This is a genomic window from Streptomyces luteogriseus (assembly GCF_014205055.1).
Taxonomy (GTDB): Bacteria; Actinomycetota; Actinomycetes; order Streptomycetales; family Streptomycetaceae; genus Streptomyces; species Streptomyces luteogriseus.
Map to the genome: position 1 here is coordinate 3614211 of NZ_JACHMS010000001.1, position 25215 is coordinate 3639425.

Below are 25215 nucleotides of genomic sequence, written 5' to 3' on the forward strand. Positions count from 1 at the left end.
TGCTCACGCTCCCGTGGCGGCGAGGACGACGGCGACCGCGAGGACGACGGTGCCGGCGAGCAGCGCGCTCACATAGGTCTGGACGTTGCCGGTCTGGGCGCGTCGTACGGCGGCGCCGAGCCAGCGGGGCAGCGCACCGGCACCGCGGACGTAGGTCTCGACGACCTCGCGGTCGAGGAACCGGACGAGGGCCGCTCCGGCCTGGACCGGGCGGACGAAGAGGGCCGTGTACACGGCGTCCAGGTGGAAGCCGGCGGCCGCGTGCCGGTGCAGGGGGCCGAGCAGCAGCCGTCCGGGGTCGGCGGGGTCCGGCGCGTAGGCGATGTCCCCGTAGGCCGGCTCGTGCGTGGCGATGGCCTCCGCCTCGACCTGCGCCGCGTCGCCCTCCGGGTGGGCCGCGACCGCGCCGAGCGGGACGCGGGCCGTGAGCGCGGCGGTGTGCCGCCAGGCGGCATAGGTGACGATGCCGCCGACCAGGGCCACGCCCGTGCCGAGCACGGAGGTGGTCAGGGTCGGGCTGAGGTCGCGGCCGTCGAACCAGTCGGGCAGCAGTCGGAACGCGAAGCCGCCGAGGGCCAGGGAGGGGATGGCCAGCACCCACAGCACGACGGTCATCGTCAGTGGCTGCCGGCCGTGGTCAGGGGCTTCGATGCCCCGGCCCCGGAAGGCCAGCAGCCACAGGCGCATCGCGTAGGCGGCGGTGAGCACGGCCGCGACGAGACCGGCGACGAGGACGATCCAGCCCGCCGCGGCGGGGGCGTGCTCGGTGTGGCCGGTGACGACGTGCTCGGCGACGCCGAGGACGGCCTCCTTGGAGAAGAAGCCGCTGAACGGCGGGATCGCGGCGAGCGCGAGCAGCGCCACGGTCATCGTCCAGTAGGCGTCGGGGACGCGGTCGCGCAGGTTCCGCATGCGGGACATGGCGGCGAGCGAGTTGGTGCCGGCGGCGTGGATGATCACGCCGGCCGCGAGGAACAGCAGCGCCTTGAAGGCGCCGTGGGACAGGAGGTGGAAGACGGCGGCCCCGCGGTCGCCGACGGCGAGGGCGCCGGTCATGTAGCCGAGCTGGCCGATCGTCGAGTAGGCGAGGACGCGCTTGATGTCGTCCTGGGCGAGCGCGGCGAGCGCCGAGCCGGTCATCGTCACGGCGGCCATGACGGCGAGGACGACCATCGCGGCCTGGGAGGCCTCGAAGACCGGGAGGAGCCGGGCGATGAAGTAGACACCGGCGGCGACCATCGTCGCGGCGTGGATCAGCGCGGAGACGGGGGTCGGGCCCGCCATCGCGTCGGGGAGCCAGGTGTGCAGCGGGAACTGGGCCGACTTGCCCGCCACACCGGCGAGGAGCAGCAGGGCGATCAGCGTCGGGTGGTCGAGTCCGCCACTCGCGACGGTGCCGAGGATCCGGGTGATGCGGAACGAACCGGCGTCGGTGGCCAGGGCGAACAGGCCGATGAGGAAGGGGACGTCGCCGAGCTTGGTGACCAGGAAGGCCTTGAGGGAGGCGGCGCGGGCCTCCGGGGTCTCCCAGTAGTGGCCGACAAGGAAGTAGGAGCAGATGCCCATGACTTCCCAGCCGACCAGCAGCACCATCAGGTCGCCTGAGTAGACGACCAGGAGCATCGCGGAGGTGAACAGCGAGACGAGGGCGGCGTAGGAGGGGTAGCGCGGGTCGTCGCGCAGATAGCCCGTCGAGTAGATCTGCACGCAGGAGGCGACCAGGCCGACCAGGACGGCGACGAGCGCGGCGAAGCCGTCGATGTGCAGGGCGAGCTCGATGGGCACCGAGCCGGTGGGGGTGAGTTCCGTGGCCGAGTCGGCGGCCGCGCCGCCGCCCTGGCGTACGGCGACCAGCGCGGCGAGCACCAGGGAGGTGAGCGCCGGCAGGACGGCGAGCGGGCGGACGAAGCCGGGTGCCGTGCGGCCGAGGAGCAGACCGGCGGCGGCGCCGAGGAACGGGAGGAGGGGGACGAGGACGGCGAGGGTGGTCGTGGTCACGCGGTGGCCTCAGCCTTCTGGGCCTCGTCGGACTGCTCGGCCGTGCGGGCGTCGTGGTCGGGGTCGTCGGGGTCGTGCCGCTCGGAGGTGTCGCGGAGTTTGTCGATGTCCGCGGTGCCGCGGTTGCGGTGGACCGCGAGGACGATCGCCAGGCCGATGCCGATCTCGGCCGCGGCGATGGCGATGATGAAGAGGGTGAGGGCCTGGCCGGAGTGGAGGGTCTCCTCGGCGGTCCTGCTGAGCCACACGTCGAAGGCGACCAGGTTGAGGTTGACGGCGTTGAGCATCAGCTCGACCGACATCAGGACCAGGATCGCGTTGCGGCGGGCGAGGACGCCGTACAGGCCCGTGCAGAAGAGGAGCGCGGAGAGCACGGCGGGATAGGCGAGGTGCATCAGCGGGCGCCTTCCTGCTCGGAATTCCCAGAACCACCATCTGTGACCGATCGGGAACTCTTGGTGACGGCCGGGGCGTTCACGGGGGGAGAGCTCGACTCCGCCTTCGCCTTGCGGGACAGGACGATCGCGCCGACCAGGGCGGCGAGGAGGAGGACGGAGAGGGCCTCGAAGGGCAGGACCCAGTTCTGGAAGAGGCTGGCGCCGGTGGCCTCGGTGGAGCCCGCGGCGGGGCCGTCCAGGTCGACCCAGGTCGTGCGGAACGCGTCGACCACGACCCAGACCAGGGCGGCGGCAGCGGCGACGGCCACGGTGAGGGCGGCCCAGCGGTTGCCGGAGTCGGCGTCCGGGGAGCGGCCGATGGGGGCTCTGGTGAGCATCAGACCGAACAGGAGGAGGACGACGACGGAACCGACGTAGATGAGGACCTGCACCCATGCGATGAACTCGGCGGTGAGCAGGAGGTATTCGACGGCGAGGCCGCCGAGGGTGACCACCAGCCACAGGGCGGCGTGCACCAGCTGCCGGGTGGTGACGGTGACCAGGGCGGCGCCGAAGGTCACCAGGCCGACGAGGAGGAAGGCGATCTCGACGCCGGTCGGGGAGAGGAAACCGTGAGTTCCGGCGGCGGCACCGGTGGTCGGGCCCGTCGCAAGGAGACCGGCGGTTGCGGCGAGGGTCATGCCGAGCCCTCCTGCCCCGGCTTCGGCTGCCCCGGCTTCGGCTGATCCGACTTCGGCTGATCCGACTTCGGCTGGTCCGTCTGCTGCTTGGAGTCACCCTGCGGCCGGGTGGGCTGCTCGGCGGCGCGGGCCTGCTCGTCGGCGTGGGACTCGGTGGCCGGCGGGGCCAGCTGGGCGGCGAGTTTGTCGGCTGTCTTGCGGGCGGCGGCGAGTTCCTTCGGTTCCTCCGCGCCGGGGTCGAGGGCCGGCGGGGCCGGGACGGTCCACATCCACTCGCGGAGCTTGTCGCGCTCGTGGGTGAGGTCGCGGATGTCGGTCTCGGCGTACTCGAACTCAGGGGACCAGAACAGGGCGTCGAAAGGACAGACCTCGATGCAGATACCGCAGTACATGCACAGGGAGAAGTCGATGGCGAAGCGGTCGAGGACGTTGCGGCTGCGCTCCCGGCCGCCCGGGGTCGCCGCCGGGACCGTCTCCTTGTGGGAGTCGATGTAGATGCACCAGTCGGGACACTCGCGGGCGCACAGCATGCACACCGTGCAGTTCTCCTCGAACAGGCCGATCACACCGCGCGTGCGGGGCGGGAGGTCGGGCTGGGCGTCCGGGTACTGCGCGGTGACGGACTTCTTCGTCATCGTGCGGAGGGTGACGGCCAGGCCCTTGGCGAGGCCACTGCCAGGAATGGGGGCCATGGTTACTGGATCACCACCTTGACGATGCCGGTGAGGGCGATCTGGGCGAGGGAAAGGGGGACGAGGAGGGTCCAGGCCAGCTTCTGGAGCTGGTCCTCGCGCAGGCGGGGATAGGTGACGCGCAGCCAGATCACGAGGAAGGCGAGGACGGCGGTCTTCAGCAGGGTCCAGACCCAGCCGAGTCCGTCGGCGCCCCAGGGGCCGTGCCAGCCGCCCAGGAAGAGGACGGTGGTGAGGCCGCACAGGACGACGATGCCGGCGTACTCGGCGAGGAGGAAGAGAGCGAAACGGAGGCCGGTGTACTCCGTGTACGCGCCGAAGATGATCTCCGAGTCGGCGACGGGCATGTCGAAGGGTGGGCGCTGGAGTTCGGCGAGGCCGGCCACGAAGAAGACGATCGCGCCGACGATCTGCCAGGGCAGCCACCACCACTCGAAGGCGTCGAGGATGCCGGGGAGGGAGACGGTGCCGGCCGCCATCGCCACCGAGGCGGCGGTCAGCAGCATCGGCAGCTCGTAGGCGAGGAGCTGGGCGGCGGTGCGCAGGCCGCCGAGGAGGGAGAACTTGTTCGCGGACGCCCAGCCGGCCATGAGCGAGCCGAGGACGCCGACGCCCATGACGGCCAGGACGAAGAAGACGCCCGCGTCGATGACCTGGCCGACGGCTCCCTCGCCGGGGCCGATGGGAATGGCGAGCAGGACGAGGAGGTACGGCAGGAGGGCGACGGCGGGGGCGAGTTGGAAGATGCGTCGGTCGGCGCCCGCGGGGACGACGTCCTCCTTCTGCGCGAACTTCACGCCGTCGGCGATCAGCTGGGCCCAGCCGTGGAAGCCGCCGGCGTACATGGGGCCGAGGCGGCCCTGCATGTGAGCCATGACCTTGTGTTCGGTCTGGCCGATGACCAGGGGGAGGGTGAGGAAGACGACGAAGACGACCAGGAGTCGCAGGGCGACGTCGAGCACGTCGTTCACTGCGGGCCTCCTGCGGGGTCCTCGGGATTGTCGGGCTTGCTCGGGCTGTCGGCGGGCTTCACGTTGCCGTCCGCCGGCTGCGGCTCCGTCGCCGGGTCCTGAGCATCCGCGGCGTCCGGGCTCTCTGACGGGCTCTCGGACTCCGGTGTGTCCGGGCCTTCGGGTGGAGTCGAGGACTCCGGTGCGGCCGGGCCTTCGGGTGGAGTCGAGGACTCCGGCGCGGCCGGGCTCTCAGGTCGGCTCGGGGACGTCGGTGCGGCCGGGCTCTCAGGTCGGCTCGGGGACGTCGGCGCCTCCGCGGGCTCGGAGGTCGACGAGGTCTGCGACCCGTCCGACGGCTCCGGGGCCGGTGGCTTCGCTGCCTCCGGTGCCGTTTCGGGGGCTGGTTCGTCGAAGGCCGGGCGGGCGTGGTGCCAGGGGGCGTCGGAGGTCGGGGATACGGAACCGGGCCTCGCGGCACCGCGGCCGGTCGCGGGGGACGCGGGGCCGGGCTCCGGGGATGCGGGACCGCCGGGCTGCTGACTCGCCGACCCCTGCGACGCCGAGCGGTTACGCCGCGGACCGGCCGAAGCCGGAGCGGTCGACCGACCCGGCGTGGCCGGGCTCACCGAACCCTCAGCGGCAGAACGCGTCCGACGCGGACCGGCAGGAGCCGCCGCACCGCCAGTCGGCGTCTCCGCACCGCCGGCCGGAGCTCCGCTGTCCGAAGCCCCCACACCACCGGCCGACGCCTCCGCACCACCGGCCGGAGTCCCCTCACCAGCCGCAGACTGACTCACCGAACCCTCAGCCGCCGAACGGGCCCGACGCGGAGCGCCCGAAGCCCCCACACCACCGGCCGACGCCTCCGCACCACCGGCCGGAGTCCCCTCACCAGCCGCAGACTGACTCACCGAACCCTCAGCCGCCGAACGGGCCCGACGCGGAGCGCCCGAAGCCCCCGCACCGCCGGCCGACGCCCCCGCACGGTCAGTCGGCGCACTCGCACCACCGGCCGGAGCACCCTCACCAGCCGCAGACTGACTGGCCGAGCCCTCCGACACCGAGCGGGCGCGACGTACCGGGCGTTCCCCTGCGGGGCGGGCTGCGCCTCGGGTGGGGCGGTCGCCTGCTGTGCGGCCCGCGGCTCGGGTGGGAGCGGGGGGGAGTTGGCCTTTGAGGGGGCCCCATTCGTTGGGGTCGGGGACGCCGGGTGGGAGCATCTGGCGGCGCTTGGGGCCGCCGTGTTCCGACTCGCCCGGTTCCTTCGCGCCGGGCCAGGCCTTGGCGACGCGGGCGGCCAGGACGAAGTCCTTGCGCAGGGGGTGGCCTTCGAAGTTCTCGGGCAGAAGGAGGTGGTCCAGCGCCGGGTGGCCTTCGAAGGTGATGCCGAACATTTCGTACGTCTCGCGTTCGTGCCAGGCGGCACCCGCGTAGACACCGACGGCGGAGGGCAGGACGGGAGCTTCGTGCGGGACCGTCGTGCGCAGGAGGAGGCGTCGCAGCGGGGACAAGGCCGCGACATGGGCGGTGACGCGGAAGCCCGTGCCCGGTTCGTCGACCGCGCTCAGCCAGTCGAAGTAGGTGCAGGCGAGCCGGTCGCGGGCGGTCTCCAGGGCGGTGATCCAGGCGGCCGGAGGTACGTCGACGGTCAGGACGTCGTACGACTCCTCGGCCGTGGCGTCCGTGCCGAAGAGCTCCTCGGCATCGGCGGGCAGCCAGCCGACCGCGGTCATCGTCCCTCCCCCTGCGTCGAGTCCGAGCCCGGGAGGGGGCCCGGGGCGGGGTCCGCAGCGGGGGCCGGTGGCTGCACCAGTCCGCTCTGCAGTGCCGCCGCCGATGGCCGGCCGGCCCCGCTGCCGTACCGCTCCCCCAGCGACTCGCGGGCGATCTTCTCCTGGAGCTTGAGGATGCCCTGGAGCAGCGCCTCGGGCCGGGGCGGGCAGCCGGGGACGTAGACGTCGACGGGGATGATCTGGTCGACGCCCTTGGTGACGGAGTAGGAGTCCCAGTAAGGGCCTCCGCAGTTGCTGCACGCGCCGAAGGAGATGACGTACTTCGGCTCGGGCATCTGCTCGTAGAGGCGTTTGACGGCCGGGGCCATCTTGTCCGTGACGGTTCCGGAGACGACCATCAGGTCGGCCTGGCGCGGGCCCGGTGCGAAGGGGATGACGCCGAGGCGGATGAAGTCGTGGCGGGCCATCGAGGCGGCGATGAACTCGATCGCGCAGCAGGCGAGGCCGAAGTTGAAGACCCAGAGCGAGTAGCGGCGGCCCCAGTTGAGGACGACCTTCATCGGCTCGGGGGCGAGGCGGGCCAGGGCGCCCAGCCGCTTGGGCTCGGGCAGCAGGACAGGCTCGGACACCGAGGGGTTCACGTCCATGCCAGGACGCCCTTCTTGTAGGCGTAGAGCAGGCCGACGGCCAGGAAGCCGAGGAAGATGAACATCTCGACCAGGGTCGCCGCGCCGTAACCGGGGGCGGCGAAGACGGTCGCCCAGGGGAACAGGAAGATCGAGTCGACGGCGAAGATCACGTAGAGGAAGGCGTAGACGTAGTAGCGGACCTGGGTGTGGGCCCAGCCCTCACCGACCGGGTCGACGCCGCACTCGTACGTCAGGAGCTTCTCGGGGGTGGGGACCACGGGCCGCAGCAGGCGGCCGGCCCCGAAGGCGACGGCGACGAACAGCACGCCGACGACGGCGAGCAGTCCGACGACCGAGTAGGACTGGAAGTAGTCCGCCGCGACGACGGTCGTGGTGACGACGGTCGGTTCCGGCACGTCCGTCCCTCGCTCCCTGAAACTCGGACCTGGATCCTGCGACGATGCTGCGGCTCACGGGGCGCCGCCGTTCGACGATCTGTACGCACGGGAGTCTAGGCCCTGATAAAGGCAGGGTAAGCAGCCCGTCATGGGCCATGCACGCGAGGGTGGGGTTTTCCTCAGGTGATCCTGGCGGCCCACCTCATGGCGCCGTCGCCCGCCGCCGGGCACGCTAACGCATATGACCCAACGCATCCCGTCCCAGGGGACGACGGCGGCCCGGGGGGCCGCCGGGCAGGACGACCGTCCGCCGCCGGCCCGGCTCGCCTACGACCGGCACACCTGGAAAGAGATCGCGCACCTGCTGGCCAACCTTCCGGTCGCGCTGCTCGGTTTCACCTATGTCGTGACGGTGTTCTCCACCGGTCTCGGACTGACCGTCACGGTGATCGGGTTCCCGCTCCTCGCGGCCGGACTCGTGGGGGCGCGGCAGTTGGGCAGGCTGGAGCGGGCACGGGCCCGGGCGCTGCTCGGGGTGCGGATCGAGGAGCCGAGCCGGCTGCGGATGCGGGGCGGGGGCGGCTTCTTCCCGCGGTTGTGGATGCAGCTGAAGGATCCGGTGGGCTGGCGCACGGCCCTGTACGAGTTCGTCCGGCTGCCGTGGGGTGTGCTGACGTTCACGGTCACACTGGCCTCGCTGTTCGTGCTGTGGCCGGTGCTGCCGTTCATCGCGCGGGGGCTGACCAACGCCGACAGGGCCATGGTGCGCGGGCTGCTGTCACCCTCCGACGAGCTGGAGCGGCGGATCGCCGAGCTGGAGTCGGACCGGGGGGTCGTGGTGGACACGGCCGCGGCGGACCTGCGACGCATCGAGCGGGATCTGCACGACGGGGCGCAGGCACGGCTGGTGAATCTGGCCATGGGACTGGGCCTGGCCAAGGAGAAGGTGCTGGAGGATCCCGACGCGGCGGCGGCGATGGTCGAGGAGGCGCACGGCGAGGTGAAGCTGGCGCTCCAGGAGTTGCGGGATCTGGCGCGCGGCATCCATCCGGCGGTCCTGACCGACCGTGGTCTGGACGCGGCCCTGTCCTCGGTCGCCTCGCGCTGCACGGTCCCGGTGAAGGTGACGGTCGATCTCCCGGAGCGGCCGGCCGCGGCCATCGAGGGCATCGCCTACTTCACGGTCTCGGAGCTGCTGCAGAACGTCAGCAAGCACAGCCGGGCGAAGTCCGCCTCGGTGGATGTGTGGCGGACCGACACACGGCTGCTCATCCAGGTGTGGGACGACGGGCACGGGGGCGCGAGCCTCGACGGCGGTACGGGGATGAAGGGCCTGGCGGAGCGGCTGGACGCCGTCGACGGGCTGTTCGTCCTGGAGTCGCCGGAGGGCGGCCCGACGACGGTCACGGCGGAACTGCCGTGGCGTGACCGGTCCGGGGCCGCGGGATAGAGGCCACGGGACAGAGACCACGGGACAGAGACCCGCGAGGCAGAGGCCACTGGGCAGGGGCCCCGGGGCAAAGACCGCGAGGCAAAGGCCCCTGGACAGAGACCGCGAGGCAGAAACCCCCGGATAGAGGCCCCCGGATAGAGGCCCCCGGATAGAGGCCCCGAGGCAGAGGCCCCCGGGGGGGTAGGGAAAACCCCCCGTCCAAGACGCCGACGGACTCCATGGTCCGCCGACCTGCGGCGGAGCAGGGTGGAGGTACGAGAGCACAGCCGCGGGACGAGGAGAAGGACGACGCCGATGGCCACGGAGTACGGACAGGGATACGGGCTCGACAGCGGGTCGGGCTTCCCGGGGAGCACCGAACGGCGCCACCGGCTGCCGGCCGTGCTGCGGGCGCCGGTCGAGGGCCGCACCTGGCGGGAGCTCACCCATGTGCTGCTCAGCCTGCCGATCAGCATCCTGCTGTTCACCTACGCGGTCACGATGGTGTCGCTGGGGGCGGGACTGCTGGTCACGTTCCTGGGTGTGCCGGTGCTTGCGGCGGCGCTCGCCGGGTGCCGCGGCTTCGGGGCGCTGGAGCGGACGCGTGCGCGGGGGCTGCTGGGCCTGGAGGTGGCCGAGCCGGAGCCGCTGCGGATGCGGAAGCCGGGCGCGATGGCGTGGATGGGGGCCGTCCTCAAGAGCGGCGCGTCGTGGCGGGCCCTGCTGTACGCGGTGCTGCAGCTGCCCTGGTCGGTGTTCTCGTTCGTGGTGGCCGTGAACGTGTGGGTGCTGGGCTGGGCGCTGCTGACGTACCCGCTGTGGTTCTGGGTGTTCCCGGTGTACGCGGGCCAGGAGGGGGTTCAGCTGTACGGCGACGAGGCGCACCGCATCTATCTGGACAACCCCTTCGAGATCACGGTGACCGCGTTGGTGGGGCTGCTGGTCACGATCGCCACGCCGTGGATCGTGCGGGCGCTGACGATGGTGGACCGGCTGATGGTGCACGGGCTGCTCGGGCCGTCGCGGCTGGTCTCGCGGGTGGTGGAGCTGGAGTCGGACCGGGGGGTCGTGGTCGACACGGCCGCGGCCGACCTGCGGCGCATCGAGCGGGATCTGCACGACGGGGCGCAGGCCCGGCTGGTGGCGCTGGCCATGGACCTGGGGCTGGCGAAGGAGAAGCTCCAGGAGGATCCGCGGGCGGCCGCGCGGATGGTGGACGAGGCGCACGGTGAGGTGAAGACGGCTCTCCAGGAACTGCGGGACCTGGCCCGGGGGATCCATCCGGCGGTCCTGACGGACCGGGGGCTGGACGCGGCGCTGTCGGCGGTGGCGTCGCGGTGCACGGTGCCGGTGCAGGTCGAGGTCGACCTGGCGGAGCGGCCGGCGCCGGCGATCGAGGGGATCGCCTACTTCACGGTGTCGGAGCTGCTGCAGAACGTCAGCAAGCACGCGCGGGCGACGTGGGCGGGCGTCGAGGTGTGGCGGACGGAGAACCGGCTGATGCTGCAGGTCGTGGACAACGGCGTGGGCGGGGCCGACGTGTCCCAGGGGTCCGGGCTCGCGGGGCTGGCGGACCGGCTCGACGCGGTGGACGGGATCCTGGTGGTGGACTCTCCGGCGGGCGGGCCGACCCGGGTGACCGCCGAGTTGCCGTGGCGGGGGGAGCACGTGCGGTGACCTTCGCGGGGCCCGGCCCCCGTGAGCCGTGACAGGGCCGGGGGCCGTCGCCTCCGGCCCCTCATCTTTCCCTCACCACCCGATCGGCCAGTCAAGAAGCCGGTCCCGTCCCCATGGACCCCCCGATCCTGAAATGCTGGACCTGTCGCACGGGTGGGCGCGGAGCCGTTGTGGGCTGCGGACGGGCGACAGCGGGCTGTGGGGGGCCGAACATCGTGGAGGACAGGGTGCGGGTGGTCATCGCCGAGGATTCGGTGCTGCTCAGAGAGGGCCTGACCCGGTTGCTGACCGACCGTGGGCACGAGGTGGTCGCCGGTGTGGGTGACGGCGAGGCACTGATCAAGACCATCACGGAGCTGGACGCGCAGGGTGAGCTGCCGGACGTGGTCGTGGCGGACGTGCGGATGCCGCCGACCCACACGGACGAGGGAGTGCGGGCGGCGGTGCAGCTGCGCAAGGCGCACCCGGGACTCGGGGTGCTGGTGCTGTCGCAGTATGTGGAGGAGCGCTACGCCACCGAGCTGCTCGCCGGGTCCAGCCGGGGGGTCGGCTACCTGCTGAAGGACCGGGTGGCCGAGGTGCGGGAGTTCGTGGACGCGGTGGTGCGGGTGGCCGAGGGCGGTACGGCGCTCGACCCGGAGGTGGTCGCGCAGCTGCTGGGCCGCAGCCGTAAGCAGGACGTGCTGGCGGGGCTCACCCCGAGGGAGCGGGAGGTGCTGGGGCTGATGGCCGAGGGACGGACGAACTCGGCGGTCGCGCGGCAGCTCGTGGTCAGCGACGGGGCGGTCGAGAAGCACGTCAGCAACATCTTCCTGAAATTGGGGCTGTCGCCGAGCGAGGGCGACCACCGCAGGGTGCTGGCCGTGTTGACGTACCTCAACTCCTGACGCACCGCGACCTGCCGCAACTCCTGACACACCGCGATCTGCCTCCACTCCCGATGCACCGCGACCTACCACAACTCCTGGCGCACCCCGACGTGAGACTCGCGGAGAATCCGGACGATTTTCGGGCGCGTGATCATCCCAAAGTCGTGTCCAAGATGCGAATGACCCGAAGAAGGCGACCCCTGCGGTCGTAGGGTTGATCCTGGGAGGGCCTGCGGGAAGGCCTGTCCCGGACAGCGTCCTCGAGGGAGGTCCAGTTCAGTGACCAGCCAGGTCAGTAGCCCAGCGGAGCAGGCCGACGGAGCAGTCGTAGGGGAGCAGCGCAAAGCGGCGGGCGCGAAGGATGTCCGTCGCCTCGACCGGGTGATCATCAGGTTCGCGGGGGACTCGGGTGACGGTATGCAGCTCACCGGTGACCGTTTCACCTCGGAGACCGCGTCGTTCGGCAACGACCTGTCGACCCTGCCGAACTTCCCGGCCGAGATCAGGGCACCCGCCGGAACCCTGCCGGGTGTGTCGTCCTTCCAGTTGCACTTCGCCGACCACGACATCCTCACCCCCGGTGACGCGCCGAACGTGCTGGTGGCGATGAACCCGGCCGCGCTGAAGGCCAACATCGGCGACCTGCCGCGCGGCGCCGAGGTGATCGTCAACACGGACGAGTTCACCAAGCGGGCGATGCAGAAGGTCGGCTACGAGACGTCCCCGCTGGAGGACGGGTCGCTGGACGGCTACCAGGTGCACCCCGTGCCGCTGACCACGCTCACGGTCGAGGCGCTGAAGGAGTTCGATCTCAGCCGCAAGGAGGCCGAGCGCAGCAAGAACATGTTCGCGCTGGGCCTGCTGAGCTGGATGTACCACCGGCCCACCGAGGGCACGGAGAAGTTCCTGAAGTCGAAGTTCGCGAAGAAGCCCGACATCGCGGCGGCCAACATCGCGGCGTTCCGGGCCGGCTGGAACTTCGGCGAGACGACGGAGGACTTCGCCGTCTCCTACGAGGTCGCCCCGGCGGCCACGGCGTTCCCGCCGGGTGTCTACCGCAACATCTCCGGCAACCTCGCCCTGTCGTACGGGCTGGTCGCGGCGAGCCGGCAGGCGGATCTGCCGCTGTATCTGGGGTCGTACCCGATCACTCCGGCGTCGGACATCCTGCACGAGCTGAGCAAACACAAGAACTTCGGCGTGCGTACCTTCCAGGCGGAGGACGAGATCGCAGGCATCGGGGCCGCGCTGGGCGCGGCCTTCGGTGGTTCGCTGGCCGTGACCACGACGAGCGGCCCGGGTGTGGCGCTGAAGTCGGAGACGATCGGTCTCGCGGTCTCCCTGGAGCTGCCGCTGCTGGTCGTGGACATCCAGCGCGGCGGCCCGTCGACCGGTCTGCCCACCAAGACCGAGCAGGCGGACCTGCTGCAGGCGATGTACGGGCGCAACGGCGAGGCGCCGGTGCCGGTGGTCGCGCCGCGCACTCCGGCGGACTGCTTCGACGCCGCGCTGGAGGCGGCGCGGATCGCGCTGACGTACCGCACGCCGGTGTTCCTGCTGTCCGACGGCTACCTGGCCAACGGCTCCGAGCCCTGGCGGATCCCCGACATCGAGGAACTGCCGGACCTGCGGGTGCAGTTCGCGCAGGGGCCGAACCACACGCTCGACGACGGCACCGAGGTGTTCTGGCCGTACAAGCGGGACCCGCAGACGCTGGCCCGCCCGTGGGCGATCCCGGGCACGCCGGGTCTGGAGCACCGGATCGGCGGCATCGAGAAGCAGGACGGCACGGGCAACATCTCCTACGACCCGGCCAACCACGACTTCATGGTGCGCACCCGGCAGGCGAAGATCGACGGCATCGACGTGCCGGACGTCGAGGTGGACGACCCGCACGGGGCGAGAACGCTGGTCCTGGGCTGGGGCTCGACGTACGGGCCGATCACGGCGGCCGTGCGGCGGCTGCGCAGAGCCGGGGAGTCCGTCGCGCAGGCGCATCTGCGTCATCTCAACCCCTTCCCGCGGAATCTGGGCTCTGTGCTGGAGCGTTACGACAAGGTGGTGATCCCCGAGATGAACCTCGGGCAGCTCGCCATGCTCATCCGGGCGAAGTACCTGGTCGACGCCCACTCGTACACCCAGGTCAACGGCATGCCGTTCAAGGCGGAGCAGCTCGCCGCGGCTCTGAAGGAGGCCATCGATGGCTGAGACGTCCACGCACGGCACGGGCACCATCGAGGCGCTTTCCCTCGTCCCCAAGGCCGAGGGCAAGCAGTCGATGAAGGACTTCAAGTCCGACCAGGAAGTGCGCTGGTGCCCCGGCTGCGGCGACTACGCCATCCTCGCCGCGGTGCAGGGCTTCATGCCCGAGCTGGGGCTGGCGAAGGAGAACATCGTCTTCGTCTCGGGCATCGGCTGCTCCTCCCGCTTCCCGTACTACATGAACACGTACGGGATGCACTCCATCCACGGCCGCGCCCCCGCCATCGCCACGGGTCTGGCGAGCTCCCGCCGGGATCTGTCGGTATGGGTCGTCACGGGTGACGGCGACGCGCTGTCCATCGGCGGCAACCACCTGATCCACGCGCTGCGCCGCAACGTCAACCTCAAGATCCTGCTGTTCAACAACCGGATCTACGGTCTGACCAAGGGCCAGTACTCGCCGACCTCCGAGGTCGGGAAGATCACCAAGTCGACGCCGATGGGCTCGCTGGACGCGCCCTTCAACCCGGTGTCGCTGGCGATCGGCGCGGAGGCGTCGTTCGTGGCGCGGACGGTGGACTCCGACCGCAAGCACCTGACGGAGGTGCTGCGCCAGGCCGCCGCCCACCAGGGCACGGCGCTGATCGAGATCTACCAGAACTGCAACATCTTCAACGACGGCGCCTTCGACGCCCTGAAGGACAAGCAGCAGGCCGAGGAGGCCGTGATCCGGCTGGAGCACGGCAAGCCGATCCGGTTCGGCGCCGACCAGGCCAAGGGTGTCGTCCGGGATCCGCTGACCGGTGATCTGAAGGTGGTGGCGGTGACGCCGGAGAACGAGGACCAGGTGCTCGTCCACGACGCGCACTCACCGTCCCCGACCACGGCGTTCGCGCTGTCCCGCCTGGCCGACCCGGACACCCTGCACCACACGCCGATCGGGGTCCTGCGCTCGGTCGAGCGGTCCGTCTACGACACGCAGATGGCCGACCAGCTGGACACCGCGATCGAGCAGCACGGCAAGGGCGACCTGGGCGCGCTGCTGGCGGGCGGCGACACGTGGACGGTCGTGGGCTGACCCGGCCGAAAGCCACCCCGGGGCCCGGGCCGTCTACGAGGCGGCCCGGGCCTCGTCGTACGCCTGGCGGGCCTGTTCCACGTCGTCCATGCGCTGGTGCGTCCAGGCGGCGAGGGCCTTCACCTGCTCGGCGGCCTCGCGGCCGAGGCCGGTGAGGGAGTAGTCGACGCGCGGCGGGATGACGGCCTTGGCGTCGCGATGGACGAGTCCGTCGCGCTCCAGGGTCTGGAGGGTCTGCGTGAGCATCTTCTCGCTGACGCCCCGGCCGACGTACGCGCCGATCGCCCGGCGCAGCTCGCTGAACCGGTAGGGCCGGTCCAGGAGCTCGATCAGGACGAGCACGCCCCAGCGGCTGGTCACGTGCTCCAGGACCAGCCGGTACGGGCACAGGGCTTCGTTCTCACTTACCGCCATGCCAGTACCTTACTTCAAAGTGGGTACTTTCCAGAAGTTAGCGCATCTCCTAGGGTTAGTGTCAACGCACCCCACAAGGAGAGTCCTCACCATGAGCATCGTCGTCACCGGCGCCACCGGACAGCTCGGCCGCCACGTCGTGGAGCAGTTGCTGGAGAAGGTGCCCGCCGGGCAGATCACCGCGGTCGTACGCAATGCGGAGAAGACCGCCGACCTCGCGGACCGGGGCGTGAAGATCGCCCTCGCCGACTACAACGACCCCGCCTCCTTCGACGGGCTGTTCTCCGCCGGCGACAAGGTGCTGCTCGTCTCCGGCAACGAGTTCGACAAGGGCCGGGTGCAGCAGCACAAGGTCGTCATCGACGCCGCCAAGGCCGCCGGTGTCGCCCTGCTCGCCTACACCAGCGCCCCCGGCACCCTGACCGCCGCGCTCGCCGACGACCACCGCGGCACCGAGGAGATCCTGCTGGACTCCGGTGTGCCCTACGCGCTGCTGCGCAACGGCTGGTACCACGAGAACTACACCGAGAACCTCGCCCCGGTGCTGGAGCACAACGCGGTCGTCGCCGCCGCCGGTGAGGGCAGGGTCTCCTCCGCCTCCCGCGCCGACTACGCCGCTGCCGCCGTCGCCGTGCTCACCGGTGAGGGGCACGAGAACAAGACGTACGAGCTGGGCGGCGACACCTCCTGGAGCTTCGCCGAGTACGCGGCCGAGCTGAGCCGGCAGACCGGCAAGGAGATCGCGTACAACGCCGTCCCCGCCGAAGCCCTCGTGGGCATCCTGACCGGCGCGGGCCTGCCCGAGCCGTTCGCCCGGATCCTCGCGGGTGTCGACGCCTCCATCGAGAAGGGCGAGCTGGTCGTCGACACCGGCGACCTGTCCCGCCTCACCGGCCGCCCCACCACCCCGTTCGCCGAGGCCATCGCCGCCGCGCTCAAGGGCTGACCCTCCCCCGCGGCACGCCACCCCCGGACTGTCATGACCGTATGCCGATACGGGCATGACAGCCGGGGGCGCTCGGCGTTACCGTCGTCCACGCGGACACACGCCAGGCGCGAAGGAGGGGCCCGTGACCGGCAAGCCGAGGGGTGAGCGGCACATAGGACTGCTGAACGGCTTCGCGGCCTACGGGATGTGGGGGCTCGTCCCCCTGTTCTGGCCCCTGCTGAAGCCGGCCGGCGCGGTCGAGATCCTGGCCCACCGGATGGTGTGGTCGCTGGTCTTCGTGGGCGCCGCCCTGCTGGTGCTGCGCCGCTGGGCCTGGGCCGGCGAGTTGCTGCGGCAGCCCCGCAAGCTGGCGCTGATCACGGTCGCCGCGGCGGTCATCACCGTCAACTGGGGCCTGTACATCTGGGCCGTGAACTCCGGGCACGTGGTCGAGGCCTCGCTCGGGTACTTCATCAACCCGCTGGTCACCATCGCGATGGGCGTGCTGCTGCTGAAGGAGCGGCTGCGGCCGGTGCAGTGGGCGGCGGTCGGGACCGGCTGCGCGGCGGTCGTCGTGCTGACCATCGGCTACGGCCGGCCCCCGTGGATCTCGCTCTGCCTCGCGTTCTCCTTCGCCACCTACGGGCTGGTGAAGAAGAAGGTGGGCCTCGGCGGCATCGAGTCGCTGGCCGCCGAGACCGCGATCCAGTTCCTGCCCGCCCTCGCCTTCCTGGTGTGGCTCTCCGCGCGGGGCGGCTCCACCTTCACCGGCGAGGGCGCGGGACACGCGGCGCTGCTCGCCTCGGCCGGCATCGTCACCGCGCTCCCCCTGGTCTGCTTCGGCGCGGCCGCGATCCGCGTGCCGCTGTCCACCATCGGCCTGCTCCAGTACTCGACGCCGGTCCTGCAGTTCCTGCTCGGCATCTTCTACTTCCACGAGGAGATGCCGCCGGAGCGCTGGGCCGGGTTCGCGCTGGTGTGGCTGGCGTTGACGCTGCTCACCTGGGACGCCTTGCGCGCCGCCCGCCGGGCCTCCCGGACGCTGACCAGCGAGATCAATGTGCCCAGCACCACCAGGGCGACCGGCACGGTCAGTGCCGCACGGAACGCCGAGAGCGTGGCCTCCGGGCCGGACCCGGTGGACGCCAGGCCGTAGACCGCGGTCACCGCCGAGATGCCGATCGCGGAACCGAACTGGGTGGCGGTGGCCAGCAGCCCGCCGGCCAGGCCCTGCTCCGACTCGTCGACCCCGTCCGTCGCCGCGATCGTCAGCGGCCCGTAGGCCAGGGCGAACGCGAAGCCGGAGAGCAGCAGGGTCGGGAGCATCATGGCGTAGGACCAGTCCATGCCGACCGGCAGAAACAGCGCATAGGAGGCCACGGCCAGGACGAAACCACCGGCGATCACCCGGGCGTGGCCGAAGCGGGCGACCAGTCCGGGCGTGAGCGTCGGCGCCAGGACGGCGTCGATGCCCATGACCATCAGGGCCACCGCCGTCTGCAGGGACGACCAGCCGCGCAGCTCCTGCAAGTAGAGCGTGACGACGAACTGGAAGCCGAAGAAGGCGCCGAGGAAGAGCAGCGCCCCGAGGTCGGCGCGCACGGCCGGGCTCCAGCGCAGCATGCCGAGCCGGACGAGCGGGTCGGGGCAGCGGCGCTCGACCGCGACGAAGACGCCGGCCGTGATCACGGCCGCGAGGCCCGAGACCAGGGTGAGCGGCCAGTGGTGCAGGCCGTGCTCCAGGCGCACGACGGTGTAGGCGGCGAGCAGCATGGCGCCGGCCGCGGTGATCGCGCCGGGCAGGTCGAAGGTGCGCCCGCGCTTCGGCGGCGCGTCGCGCCGCGGGATCAGGCGTACGGCCGCGAGGAGCAGGGCGGCGGCCAGCAGCACGGGGGCGAAGAACACCCAGCGCCAGCCGATCTCGGTGAGCAGGCCGCCGATGACCAGCCCCAGGGAGAAGCCGGCCGCGCCCGTTCCGGCGAAGACCAGCAGGGCCTTGTTGCGCGGCGGGCCCTCGTCGTAGGACGTGGTGATCAGGGAGAGCGCCGCCGGGGTCATGAACGCGGCGGCGACGCCCGTGACGAACCGGGCGACGATCAGCATCCAGCCGTCCGTCGCGAAGCCGCCGAGCCCCGAGAAGGCGAGGAAGACGGTCAGCCAGAGCAGGAACATCCGCCGCCGTCCGAGGAGGTCGGCGGCCCGCCCGCCCAGCAGGGTGAAACCGGCGTAGCCGAGCACGTAGGCGCTCATCACCCAGGCCGCGGTGCCGGTGGCAAGGCCCAGATCGGCGCGGACGGCCGGGATCGCCACCGCCATCATCGCGACGTCGATGCCTTCGAGGAAGATCGTTCCGCACAGAACGAGCAGCAGCGCCCAGGCACGGGTGCCCATGGGTCAACACTCCTCCGGTAGGGGGCGGTTACGCAAGTGAGGGTCGGTTCCCTGTTGTAACCACACCCCACCCTGCGGCAGCATCGACAGACATGGAAGAAGGTACTTCGAAGTCACCGAGTCACTGCGCGAGCACCGTGGACCACGGCGGCGCCGATCCCTTCCAGTGGGACACCCGCGAGGACTGCCAGGTCCGGCAGATCCTCGACCGGATCGCCGACAAGTGGTCGCTGCTGGTCATCGCACTGCTGGACAACCGGCGGCTGCGCTTCACCGAACTGCGCCGGGAGATCGACGGGGTCAGCCAGCGGATGCTGACGGTGACCCTGCGCTCGCTGGAGCGGGACGGGCTGGTGAAGCGGACGGTGCACCCGGTGGTTCCGCCGCGGGTGGAGTACGAACTCACCTCCCTCGGCAGGACGCTGCACACCACCATCCAGTCCCTGGTGACCTGGACGGAGGCGCACCGGGAGGAGATCGCGCAGGCCCGGTCCGCGTACGACACCCGTGCGGCCCAGGCCGCGGAGGCTACGGCTCCGTAGCGGCGTGGCGGGCGCGGTGCGCCCGGACCTTCTCGCGGTTCCCGCAGTGCTCCATCGCGCACCAGCGGCGGCGGCCCGGGCGGGAGGTGTCGACGAAGAGCAGGTGGCAGGTGTGGGCGCCGCATTCGCGGACGCGGTCGGCGTGGGGCCCGGTGAACAGGTCGATCGCGTCGCGGGCGACGGTCGCGAGCAGCTGGGTGCCGGTGGCGCCCGGGGCCCAGGCGCGGGTGCCGTCGGGCGTGATGCGGGCGACGAGCGGGGGCGTGGCGGCGGCCGCGTTGACGACGTCCAGCTGTGCGGCTCGCAGGGGGCGCCCGTGGGCGCGGTCGGCGGCGAGCAGGAACACCGCGTCGCGCAGGGTGCGAGCCCGTTCCAGCTCCGCGGCGGTGACGGTGAGGTCCAGTCCGTCCGGCAGCCGGCTGCGCCCGGCCCAGGTGACCAGGTCGGCGGGTTCGTGCAGCACTTCCCAGCGGGCGAAGGCCCCGGGGCCGCCCGTCACCGTCAGTTCCAGGCACAGGGTGCCGGGGTCGAAGCGGTAGGGCTTGCCCTGGCCCGAGACCAGTGTCAGGCCGGGCGTCCGGTCCGGCGTTTCCCCTGTGCGTCCACTCACCTAACCAGTATAAGTGGTTACATGACGCAGACACCCGCATCACCGACGCCCGTGCACTGGAAACTCGTCATCGACGCGAACGACCCGCATGCCCAGGCCGACTTCTGGGCCGCCGCCCTGCACTACGAGGTCGAGGACAACAGCGCCCTGATCGGGAAGCTGCTCGGCTTCGGCGCCCTGCCGGAGGAGGCCACGGTCGAGTTCCACGGCCGACGCGCCTTCCGCGACCTGATCGCGGTACGGCACCCCGAGGATCCCTACGAGGAGGAGAGCGGGACCGGGCTGGGGCGGCGGCTGCTGTTCCAGCGGGTGCCGGAGGCGAAGAGCGTCAAGAACCGGCTGCATCTCGATCTGCACCCGGGCGGAGGGCGCCGGGACGAGGAGGTCGCACGGCTGGAAGGGCTCGGGGCCAGTGCGCTGCGGCGGGTGAAGGAGCAGGGCGGCGAATGGGTCGTGATGGCCGATCCGGAGGGGAACGAGTTCTGCGTGCAGTGACACGGGCGCCGGAAGGGGGCGGTTTCCGCGTCCGGCGCGACGGGCGCCGGAGGACTGCACTCCGTAATGCCCTGGCCAAATACGTACCTTGACGGAGAGTCAGTACCAGCTTCACCATCCAGGCACCCCATTCACTGTGGGCGGCCCGTGGACATCCCAGGGGCCGCCCGACGGAATCCGGAGCCCCCACATGAAGCTCTCCGTTTCCGCGCGCGCCGTCGCCGCGGGCGGCATGGCAACAGCCATGCTCCTGACCGGCGGTGCCGTGGCCGACGCCGCGTCGTCCGCTCCCTCCAGAGCGGCCGCCGCGCCGGACATACCCGTGGCGAACGTCAGGACCCACCTGTCCCAGCTGCAGTCCATAGCCACCGCCAACGGCGGCAACCGGGCGCACGGCAGGGCCGGTTACAAGGCCTCGCTCGACTACGTGAAGGCCAAGCTGGACGCCGCCGGGTACACCACCGTGATCCAGCAGTTCACCGCGTCCGGCCGCACCGGCTACAACCTGATCGCCGACTGGCCGGGCGGCGACGCGAACCAGGTCGTGATGGCCGGCTCGCACCTCGACAGCGTCTCCTCTGGGGCCGGGATCAACGACAACGGCTCCGGCTCGGCCGCCGTCCTCGAGACCGCCCTCGCCGTGTCCCGGGCGCAGTACAAGCCCACCAAGCACCTGCGGTTCGCCTGGTGGGGCGCGGAGGAGCTCGGCATGGTCGGCTCCCGCTACTACGTCAACCGGCTGGCCACCGGCGACCGTTCGAGGATCAGCGCCTACCTGAACTTCGACATGATCGGCTCCCCGAACCCCGGCTACTTCGTCTACGACGACGACCCAGCGATCGAGAAGACGTTCAAGGACTACTTCGGCGGCATCGGCGTCCCCACCGAGATCGAGACCGAAGGCGACGGCCGCTCCGACCACGCGCCCTTCAAGAGCGCGGGCGTGCCGGTGGGCGGCCTGTTCACCGGGGCGAGCCGGACGATGTCGTCGGCTCAGGCGGCCAAGTGGGGCGGTACGGCGGGGCGGGCCTTCGACCGCTGCTACCACTCCTCCTGCGACACCACCGCCAACATCAACGACACCGCCCTGAACCGCAACAGTGACGCCCTCGCGTACGCGGTGTGGGAGCTGTCGCAGTAGCTCCCGGGCCCGGCGTCTACGGGTTGCGGGCGGCGCGTTCGGTAAGGCGGCCCATGCGGGCACGGGCCGACTCCAGCCGCTCGACCTCCTCGGCGGCCGGGCCGCCCTCGGCGGCGAGCTCCGTCCACAGTCCGATCAGCTCGCGCCCCAGCTCCAGCCCCGGCGCCGGGTCACGCACCGCCCGCCAGGCGGTGGCCGCGCTCTCCACGTTGCCGTAGGCGGCCTCCGCGTCGCCGGCCCGGCGCCGGGCACCGGCCAGGTCGAGCGACAGCCGGCAGGCGCGGAGCGGGTCGCCCGCCAAGTAGGCGATGTACGCGGTGAGTTCGCGCAGCCGGAGCACCTCGGGGTGCTCCGGCCCCAGCGTCCCCGACGCCTGCGCGACGGTCTGCTGCGCCAGCCCGTCGGCGGTCTCGATCCTGCCCTCCTTCACCGCCTCGTTGATCCGCGCGACCGGCTCGGCGAGGAGCGCGGGCGCGGCGGGGTCGCCCGGGGCGGTGAGGGGCTCGTCCCCGAGCACGGCCTCCGCGACGGCGTCGAAGCCGCGCGGAGGGGTCGGCTTGGGGTCGGGATCGGCGGCGATCAGGGCCGGGTCGGGGACCGGTGCGGGTCGCGGAGCCGGGGGTGTTTCGAGGACGGGCAGCGGCCTCGCGTCCATGGGCGGAGGCGGGCCGAACGCGCCGGTGGGCGGCGCGACGGTGCCGGGCGGCGTCACCGCGCCCGGGGCCGGCGGCGTGTCCTGCGGCGCGGGGTCCGCCGACTCCGGTACGGCGCGCAGCTCGAACGTCGGCACGGGTTCACCGGCCGGCTGCGGCTCGGGCACGGCCCGCAGCGGGAACGTCGGGGCCGAGCCCTGGCCGGACTCCCGGGCGGGACGCAGCACGTGCGTGGCCCGGTCGCCGCCTGGGTGCCGGGACTCGAGACCGGGCTCGGGCTCGGGCCGCCGAGTCGGGTCGCCGCCGCCCGGGGTGTGCTGCTGCTCCGGCGTCGACAGGGCGTCGCCGTGGGCCTGCTGGTGCTCCGGCGGGGTCGTGGCGACGGGCTCGGCCGTGAAGTGGCTGGAGCCGTCCGGGTCGACCTGGAGCGGGACGACGTAGCCGATGCGCTCGTCGCGGATCGTGGCGAGGACGGGGTGGCCGGTGGCGAGGGCGATCTGGTGGAGGCGGTTCAGGACGGCCCGCTGGATCTCCTCACCGGGGGCCGCGAAGACCGGGACGCCACCGACGGAGGCACCGTCGGACACCCCGCCGGCTCCCCCTCCCACGTCCGTTCCGGGCCCGGGGACATGGACGTCGATCGGCGCCGCCGGGGTCGCCGCGTGTGCGGCCTGCTTGTGTTCCCGCTTCTTCTCGCGGCTGAGTCGCGACATCGTCCCCTCACTCGGCGTCGTACACCTACTGTCGAGTGTGTCCGCTCGCCCCCGTTTCTCACGTCACTACGGTGTCACAGGCTCGTCCCAAGGGCCGTCGGCCCCGGCACGGTCGTCGTGACGTGCATGAAGACCGGGCGTACGAGGGAGGAGAGGGGCATGCACACAGGCATGCGACAGGGACCGGAGATCTGGCTGCGCGGCCCGGTGACCACCCCGGAGCCGGTGCCGCCGGAGCCCGCGCACGCCCATGCCGCGGCACGGCGCTTCTCCTGGGTCGGCACGCACGGCGGCGCGGGCGTCACCACGCTCGCCGCGGTCTACGGCGGCCACGACTGCGGCCGGTCCTGGCCCGGGCCCGGTGATCCCCCGTCGGTGCTGCTGGTCGCGCGGACGCACGCGGCCGGGCTGGACACGGTCGCCGGGGCGGTGGAGATCTTCCGGCGCGGCCGGGCTCCGCAGGGGCTCGACCTGGACGCCGTCGTCCTCGTGGCGGACGCCCCGGGACGGCTGCCGCGCCCGCTCGCCCAGCGGGTCAGGGCGCTGGAGTCGGTCATCGACGTGTACCGCGTGCCGTGGGTGCCGTCCTGGCGGCTCGGCGAGCCGGGCCCCCCACCGCGTGAGACGGTGGCCCTGGCCCGGCTGACGGGAGCGGCACGCTGACGGCCGTCCCCGGTCCGGCCGCGCCCTTGTCGGCGACGGAGATCGCGGCGCGGGTACGGGCCCGGGAGCTGCGCGCGGCGGAGGTGGCCGCGCAGGCCCTGGACCGGATCGGGCGGGCCGATCCGCAGCTGTGCGCGTTCATCGAGGTGTGGGGCGAGGAGGCGTTGCGTCGGGCGGGTGAGGTGGACGCGCGACTCGACCGGCGGGGCGCGGATCCGTCCCTGCCGCTGGCCGGTGTGCCGGTCGCCGTGAAGGGGCGGCACGGGCTGCGCGCGGCGGGTCCGCTGCTCGCGGCCGGGGCCGTGGCCGTGGGGGCGACGTCCGTGCCCGGGCCGGGAACGCCCTGGCAGACCTGGGGGCTCGGGGCCCGGGGCCGTACCGTCAATCCGTGGCGGGCCGACCGTACGCCGGGCGGCTCGTCGGCCGGGGCCGCGGCGGCCGTGGCAGCCGGGCTGGTACCGCTGGCGACGGGCGGCGACGGAGCCGGGTCGGTGCGGATCCCTGCGGCGTGGTGCGGGGTGAGCGGGCTGAAGACAACGAGCGGACGGCTGCCGTCGGGCGACCGCACGGGGCTGGCCGTGCCAGGGGTGCTCGCCCGTACGGCGACGGACGCCGAACTGTGGTGGCGGGTGGTCTCCGAGGAGCCGGCGCCGGCCGACGCGGCCCTCCCCGTCACGGCCGTCTGGTCCCCCGGCCTCGGGTTCGCCGGACCCGACCCGGAGCCCGTCGCGCTGGCCCGGGCGGCCGTGGAGCGGCTGGTGGCGGCAGGGGTGGTACGGCTCGTACGGCCGCGGATGCCGCTGCGGCTGACGGACCCCGGTCCGGCCTGGCTCGCCCTGCGCACGCCCGGGGCCGGAGCAGAGCCGGGTATGGCCGACCTGGCCGGGGCCGAGCGCGTCCGGGCGGAGAACAACCGGCGGCTCGCCGCGTTGTTCGCCGACGCCGAGCTGCTGCTGACCCCGACGGCCCCCACCGCCCCGCACGGTCACGACGGACCCGGGGACCGCTACTCCACCTCTCTCACCTGGGCGTTCAACCTCAGCGGGCACCCTGCCCTGAGCCTGCCCGCCGGGTTCGGCGGCGACGGCTGCCCGGCCGGGCTCCAGCTGGTGGCGCCGCACGGGCGGGAGGCGCTGCTGCTGGCCGTGGCGCGGGAGGCGGAGACACACGCCACGGGCTGACACCCCCGGGCGCCCGGGCGGAGAGCCCCTCGCGCACACCCCCCGCAGGAACCCCCTGAGGAGCTCCTCTGGCGGGCACCCCTGGCGCATGTACTTGCACACGCATATGATGCACATGCGTGTAATTGACGTACGCCGAGTTTCAGAGGGGCACCCATGACCCGCCGTTTCCTTTTCGTCCTGGGCAGCGCTCGCGCCGAGGGCAACTCCGAGCTGCTGGCCCGCCGGGCCGCCGAGCAACTGCCCCCGGACGTCGAGCAGGAGTGGATCGACCTCACCGAGCTCCCCGTGCCGGACTTCGAGGACCTGCGGCACGACAGCGACCACGTCCGTCCGACCGAGGGCAACGTGGCCCGGCTGCTGGATGCCACGCTCGCCGCGACGGACATCGTGATCGTCTCGCCCCTGTACTGGTACTCGGTCTCCGCGCAGACCAAGCGCTACCTCGACTACTGGTCGGGCTGGCTGCGCACACCCGGCCTCGACTTCAAGGCGACCCTGGCCGGCCGCACCCTGTGGGGCGTCACCGCCCTCGCGCACACGCAGGAGGTGGTCGCCGACCCGCTCGTCGGGACGCTCCACAACTCCGCCGCGTACATGGGGATGCGCTTCGGCGGGGTGCTGCTCGGCAACGGCAGCAAGCCCGGTGACGTGCTGACCGACGACGCGGCACTGACCCGCGCCAAGACCTTCTTCGAGCAGGAGGCACCGCTCGCCCGGTTCCTGTACGAGCGGTGAGTCCCGG

24 protein-coding genes and 1 pseudogene are annotated in these 25215 nt (G+C 72.1%); 13 read left to right on the plus strand and 12 right to left on the minus strand.

The window, feature by feature from the left end; translation table 11 throughout:
• Window positions 1–3: 3 nt before the first annotated feature.
• Genes BJ965_RS15655 through BJ965_RS15690 form a run of 8 tightly spaced genes read right to left on the minus strand, consistent with a single transcriptional unit; the run spans window position 4 to window position 7499 of the window.
• The gene (locus tag BJ965_RS15655) at window positions 4–1998 is read right to left on the minus strand and encodes an NADH-quinone oxidoreductase subunit 5 family protein (RefSeq protein WP_184909170.1); all 1995 of its coding nucleotides are present in this window, start codon (window positions 1996–1998) and stop codon (window positions 4–6) included.
• Window positions 1995–2393, minus strand: a complete 399-nt coding sequence (gene nuoK, locus BJ965_RS15660; RefSeq protein ID WP_184909171.1) for an NADH-quinone oxidoreductase subunit NuoK — start codon at window positions 2391–2393, stop codon at window positions 1995–1997. The genes BJ965_RS15655 and nuoK overlap by 4 nt, the downstream gene beginning before the upstream one ends.
• Window positions 2393–3076: an NADH-quinone oxidoreductase subunit J family protein gene (locus tag BJ965_RS15665; RefSeq protein WP_221513137.1), complete on the minus strand. Its 684-nt coding sequence runs from the start codon at window positions 3074–3076 to the stop codon at window positions 2393–2395. The genes nuoK and BJ965_RS15665 overlap by 1 nt, the downstream gene beginning before the upstream one ends.
• Complete coding sequence (locus BJ965_RS15670) at window positions 3073–3768, minus strand: NuoI/complex I 23 kDa subunit family protein (RefSeq protein WP_184909172.1); 696 nt, start codon at window positions 3766–3768, stop codon at window positions 3073–3075. Before BJ965_RS15670 ends, BJ965_RS15665 begins: the two co-directional genes overlap by 4 nt.
• A 2-nt stretch (window positions 3769–3770) precedes the next feature.
• Window positions 3771–4739: a complex I subunit 1/NuoH family protein gene (locus BJ965_RS15675; RefSeq protein WP_030839798.1), complete on the minus strand. Its 969-nt coding sequence runs from the start codon at window positions 4737–4739 to the stop codon at window positions 3771–3773.
• A complete protein-coding gene (locus BJ965_RS15680; RefSeq protein ID WP_184909173.1) occupies window positions 4736–6454 on the minus strand; it encodes an NADH-quinone oxidoreductase subunit C in 1719 nt (572 codons plus the stop codon). Before BJ965_RS15680 ends, BJ965_RS15675 begins: the two co-directional genes overlap by 4 nt.
• On the minus strand, window positions 6451–7101 hold the full coding sequence (locus tag BJ965_RS15685; protein ID WP_184909174.1) for an NADH-quinone oxidoreductase subunit B: 651 nt from the start codon (window positions 7099–7101) through the stop codon (window positions 6451–6453). Before BJ965_RS15685 ends, BJ965_RS15680 begins: the two co-directional genes overlap by 4 nt.
• Entirely contained in the window at window positions 7092–7499 is a 408-nt protein-coding gene (locus tag BJ965_RS15690) for an NADH-quinone oxidoreductase subunit A (protein ID WP_030234112.1), read from the minus strand. Before BJ965_RS15690 ends, BJ965_RS15685 begins: the two co-directional genes overlap by 10 nt.
• A gap of 223 nt (window positions 7500–7722) precedes the next feature.
• On the opposite strand from BJ965_RS15690, the gene BJ965_RS15695 reads away from it, so the two are divergent.
• The 5 genes from BJ965_RS15695 to BJ965_RS15715 all read left to right on the plus strand — a co-directional run bounded on the left by BJ965_RS15695 (window position 7723) and on the right by BJ965_RS15715 (window position 14739).
• Window positions 7723–8931 carry a sensor histidine kinase gene (locus tag BJ965_RS15695; RefSeq protein ID WP_184909175.1) on the plus strand — a complete coding sequence of 403 codons (1209 nt, stop codon included), beginning with the start codon at window positions 7723–7725 and terminating at the stop codon, window positions 8929–8931.
• 297 nt (window positions 8932–9228) lie between these two features.
• Window positions 9229–10590 carry a sensor histidine kinase gene (locus BJ965_RS15700; RefSeq protein ID WP_184909176.1) on the plus strand — a complete coding sequence of 454 codons (1362 nt, stop codon included), beginning with the start codon at window positions 9229–9231 and terminating at the stop codon, window positions 10588–10590.
• A 215-nt stretch (window positions 10591–10805) separates the two neighbouring features.
• Window positions 10806–11477, plus strand: coding sequence for a response regulator transcription factor (locus BJ965_RS15705; protein ID WP_030839810.1), 672 nt, complete (start codon window positions 10806–10808; stop codon window positions 11475–11477).
• Window positions 11478–11738: 261 nt separating this feature from the next.
• On the plus strand, window positions 11739–13667 hold the full coding sequence (locus tag BJ965_RS15710; RefSeq protein ID WP_184909177.1) for a 2-oxoacid:acceptor oxidoreductase subunit alpha: 1929 nt from the start codon (window positions 11739–11741) through the stop codon (window positions 13665–13667).
• Window positions 13660–14739, plus strand: coding sequence for a 2-oxoacid:ferredoxin oxidoreductase subunit beta (locus BJ965_RS15715; protein ID WP_184909178.1), 1080 nt, complete (start codon window positions 13660–13662; stop codon window positions 14737–14739). The genes BJ965_RS15710 and BJ965_RS15715 overlap by 8 nt, the downstream gene beginning before the upstream one ends.
• 33 nt (window positions 14740–14772) lie before the next feature.
• Here BJ965_RS15715 and BJ965_RS15720 read toward each other — a convergent pair whose 3' ends face one another.
• Window positions 14773–15153 (minus strand): winged helix-turn-helix transcriptional regulator, encoded by a 381-nt coding sequence (locus tag BJ965_RS15720; RefSeq protein ID WP_184909179.1) that lies wholly within the window; start codon window positions 15151–15153, stop codon window positions 14773–14775.
• A 91-nt stretch (window positions 15154–15244) separates the two neighbouring features.
• On the opposite strand from BJ965_RS15720, the gene BJ965_RS15725 reads away from it, so the two are divergent.
• Both BJ965_RS15725 and rarD read left to right on the plus strand, forming a co-directional pair.
• Window positions 15245–16099, plus strand: a complete 855-nt coding sequence (locus tag BJ965_RS15725; RefSeq protein ID WP_184909180.1) for an SDR family oxidoreductase — start codon at window positions 15245–15247, stop codon at window positions 16097–16099.
• Between the two features lie 124 nt (window positions 16100–16223).
• Window positions 16224–17237, plus strand: coding sequence for an EamA family transporter RarD (rarD, locus tag BJ965_RS15730; RefSeq protein WP_313666884.1), 1014 nt, complete (start codon window positions 16224–16226; stop codon window positions 17235–17237).
• Window positions 17238–17317: 80 nt separating this feature from the next.
• On the opposite strand, the pseudogene BJ965_RS15735 reads toward rarD, so the two are convergent.
• Window positions 17318–18472 (minus strand): annotated as a pseudogene (locus BJ965_RS15735) (MFS transporter); the annotation flags it as partial.
• Between the two features lie 92 nt (window positions 18473–18564).
• On the opposite strand from BJ965_RS15735, the gene BJ965_RS15740 reads away from it, so the two are divergent.
• Window positions 18565–19014 carry a winged helix-turn-helix transcriptional regulator gene (locus BJ965_RS15740; protein ID WP_184909182.1) on the plus strand — a complete coding sequence of 150 codons (450 nt, stop codon included), beginning with the start codon at window positions 18565–18567 and terminating at the stop codon, window positions 19012–19014.
• Here BJ965_RS15740 and BJ965_RS15745 read toward each other — a convergent pair.
• Window positions 19001–19576 carry a CGNR zinc finger domain-containing protein gene (locus BJ965_RS15745; RefSeq protein WP_184917191.1) on the minus strand — a complete coding sequence of 192 codons (576 nt, stop codon included), beginning with the start codon at window positions 19574–19576 and terminating at the stop codon, window positions 19001–19003. The two genes, BJ965_RS15740 and BJ965_RS15745, sit on opposite strands and share 14 nt — an antisense overlap.
• Window positions 19577–19645: 69 nt before the next feature.
• On the opposite strand from BJ965_RS15745, the gene BJ965_RS15750 reads away from it, so the two are divergent.
• Window positions 19646–20119 (plus strand): VOC family protein, encoded by a 474-nt coding sequence (locus BJ965_RS15750; RefSeq protein ID WP_184909183.1) that lies wholly within the window; start codon window positions 19646–19648, stop codon window positions 20117–20119.
• Window positions 20120–20309: 190 nt separating this feature from the next.
• The gene (locus BJ965_RS15755) at window positions 20310–21260 is read left to right on the plus strand and encodes a M28 family metallopeptidase (protein ID WP_184909184.1); all 951 of its coding nucleotides are present in this window, start codon (window positions 20310–20312) and stop codon (window positions 21258–21260) included.
• A gap of 16 nt (window positions 21261–21276) precedes the next feature.
• Here BJ965_RS15755 and BJ965_RS15760 read toward each other — a convergent pair whose 3' ends face one another.
• On the minus strand, window positions 21277–22626 hold the full coding sequence (locus BJ965_RS15760) for a tetratricopeptide repeat protein (RefSeq protein WP_184909185.1): 1350 nt from the start codon (window positions 22624–22626) through the stop codon (window positions 21277–21279).
• A gap of 159 nt (window positions 22627–22785) precedes the next feature.
• Here BJ965_RS15760 and BJ965_RS15765 point away from each other — a divergent pair, with 159 nt between their 5' ends.
• The 3 genes from BJ965_RS15765 to BJ965_RS15775 all read left to right on the plus strand — a co-directional run bounded on the left by BJ965_RS15765 (window position 22786) and on the right by BJ965_RS15775 (window position 25208).
• Window positions 22786–23289: a DUF6668 family protein gene (locus tag BJ965_RS15765; RefSeq protein ID WP_184909186.1), complete on the plus strand. Its 504-nt coding sequence runs from the start codon at window positions 22786–22788 to the stop codon at window positions 23287–23289.
• 26 nt (window positions 23290–23315) lie between these two features.
• Window positions 23316–24470, plus strand: coding sequence for an amidase (locus BJ965_RS15770; protein ID WP_184909187.1), 1155 nt, complete (start codon window positions 23316–23318; stop codon window positions 24468–24470).
• A 156-nt stretch (window positions 24471–24626) separates the two neighbouring features.
• Window positions 24627–25208, plus strand: a complete 582-nt coding sequence (locus BJ965_RS15775; RefSeq protein ID WP_184909188.1) for a flavodoxin family protein — start codon at window positions 24627–24629, stop codon at window positions 25206–25208.
• The last annotated feature ends 7 nt before the right edge of the window (window positions 25209–25215 follow it).

Coding starts and splice junctions, on each gene's coding strand:
- BJ965_RS15765 (WP_184909186.1), top strand. CDS start 22,786: ATGCACACAGGCATGCGACAGGGACCGGAGATCTGGCTGCGCGGCCCG.
- BJ965_RS15665 (WP_221513137.1), bottom strand. CDS start 3,076: ATGACCCTCGCCGCAACCGCCGGTCTCCTTGCGACGGGCCCGACCACC.
- BJ965_RS15720 (WP_184909179.1), bottom strand. CDS start 15,153: ATGGCGGTAAGTGAGAACGAAGCCCTGTGCCCGTACCGGCTGGTCCTG.
- BJ965_RS15740 (WP_184909182.1), top strand. CDS start 18,565: ATGGAAGAAGGTACTTCGAAGTCACCGAGTCACTGCGCGAGCACCGTG.
- BJ965_RS15680 (WP_184909173.1), bottom strand. CDS start 6,454: ATGACCGCGGTCGGCTGGCTGCCCGCCGATGCCGAGGAGCTCTTCGGC.
- BJ965_RS15670 (WP_184909172.1), bottom strand. CDS start 3,768: ATGGCCCCCATTCCTGGCAGTGGCCTCGCCAAGGGCCTGGCCGTCACC.
- BJ965_RS15760 (WP_184909185.1), bottom strand. CDS start 22,626: ATGTCGCGACTCAGCCGCGAGAAGAAGCGGGAACACAAGCAGGCCGCA.
- BJ965_RS15700 (WP_184909176.1), top strand. CDS start 9,229: ATGGCCACGGAGTACGGACAGGGATACGGGCTCGACAGCGGGTCGGGC.
- BJ965_RS15750 (WP_184909183.1), top strand. CDS start 19,646: ATGACGCAGACACCCGCATCACCGACGCCCGTGCACTGGAAACTCGTC.
- BJ965_RS15695 (WP_184909175.1), top strand. CDS start 7,723: ATGACCCAACGCATCCCGTCCCAGGGGACGACGGCGGCCCGGGGGGCC.
- BJ965_RS15755 (WP_184909184.1), top strand. CDS start 20,310: ATGAAGCTCTCCGTTTCCGCGCGCGCCGTCGCCGCGGGCGGCATGGCA.
- BJ965_RS15715 (WP_184909178.1), top strand. CDS start 13,660: ATGGCTGAGACGTCCACGCACGGCACGGGCACCATCGAGGCGCTTTCC.
- BJ965_RS15685 (WP_184909174.1), bottom strand. CDS start 7,101: ATGGACGTGAACCCCTCGGTGTCCGAGCCTGTCCTGCTGCCCGAGCCC.
- BJ965_RS15725 (WP_184909180.1), top strand. CDS start 15,245: ATGAGCATCGTCGTCACCGGCGCCACCGGACAGCTCGGCCGCCACGTC.
- nuoK (WP_184909171.1), bottom strand. CDS start 2,393: ATGCACCTCGCCTATCCCGCCGTGCTCTCCGCGCTCCTCTTCTGCACG.
- BJ965_RS15775 (WP_184909188.1), top strand. CDS start 24,627: ATGACCCGCCGTTTCCTTTTCGTCCTGGGCAGCGCTCGCGCCGAGGGC.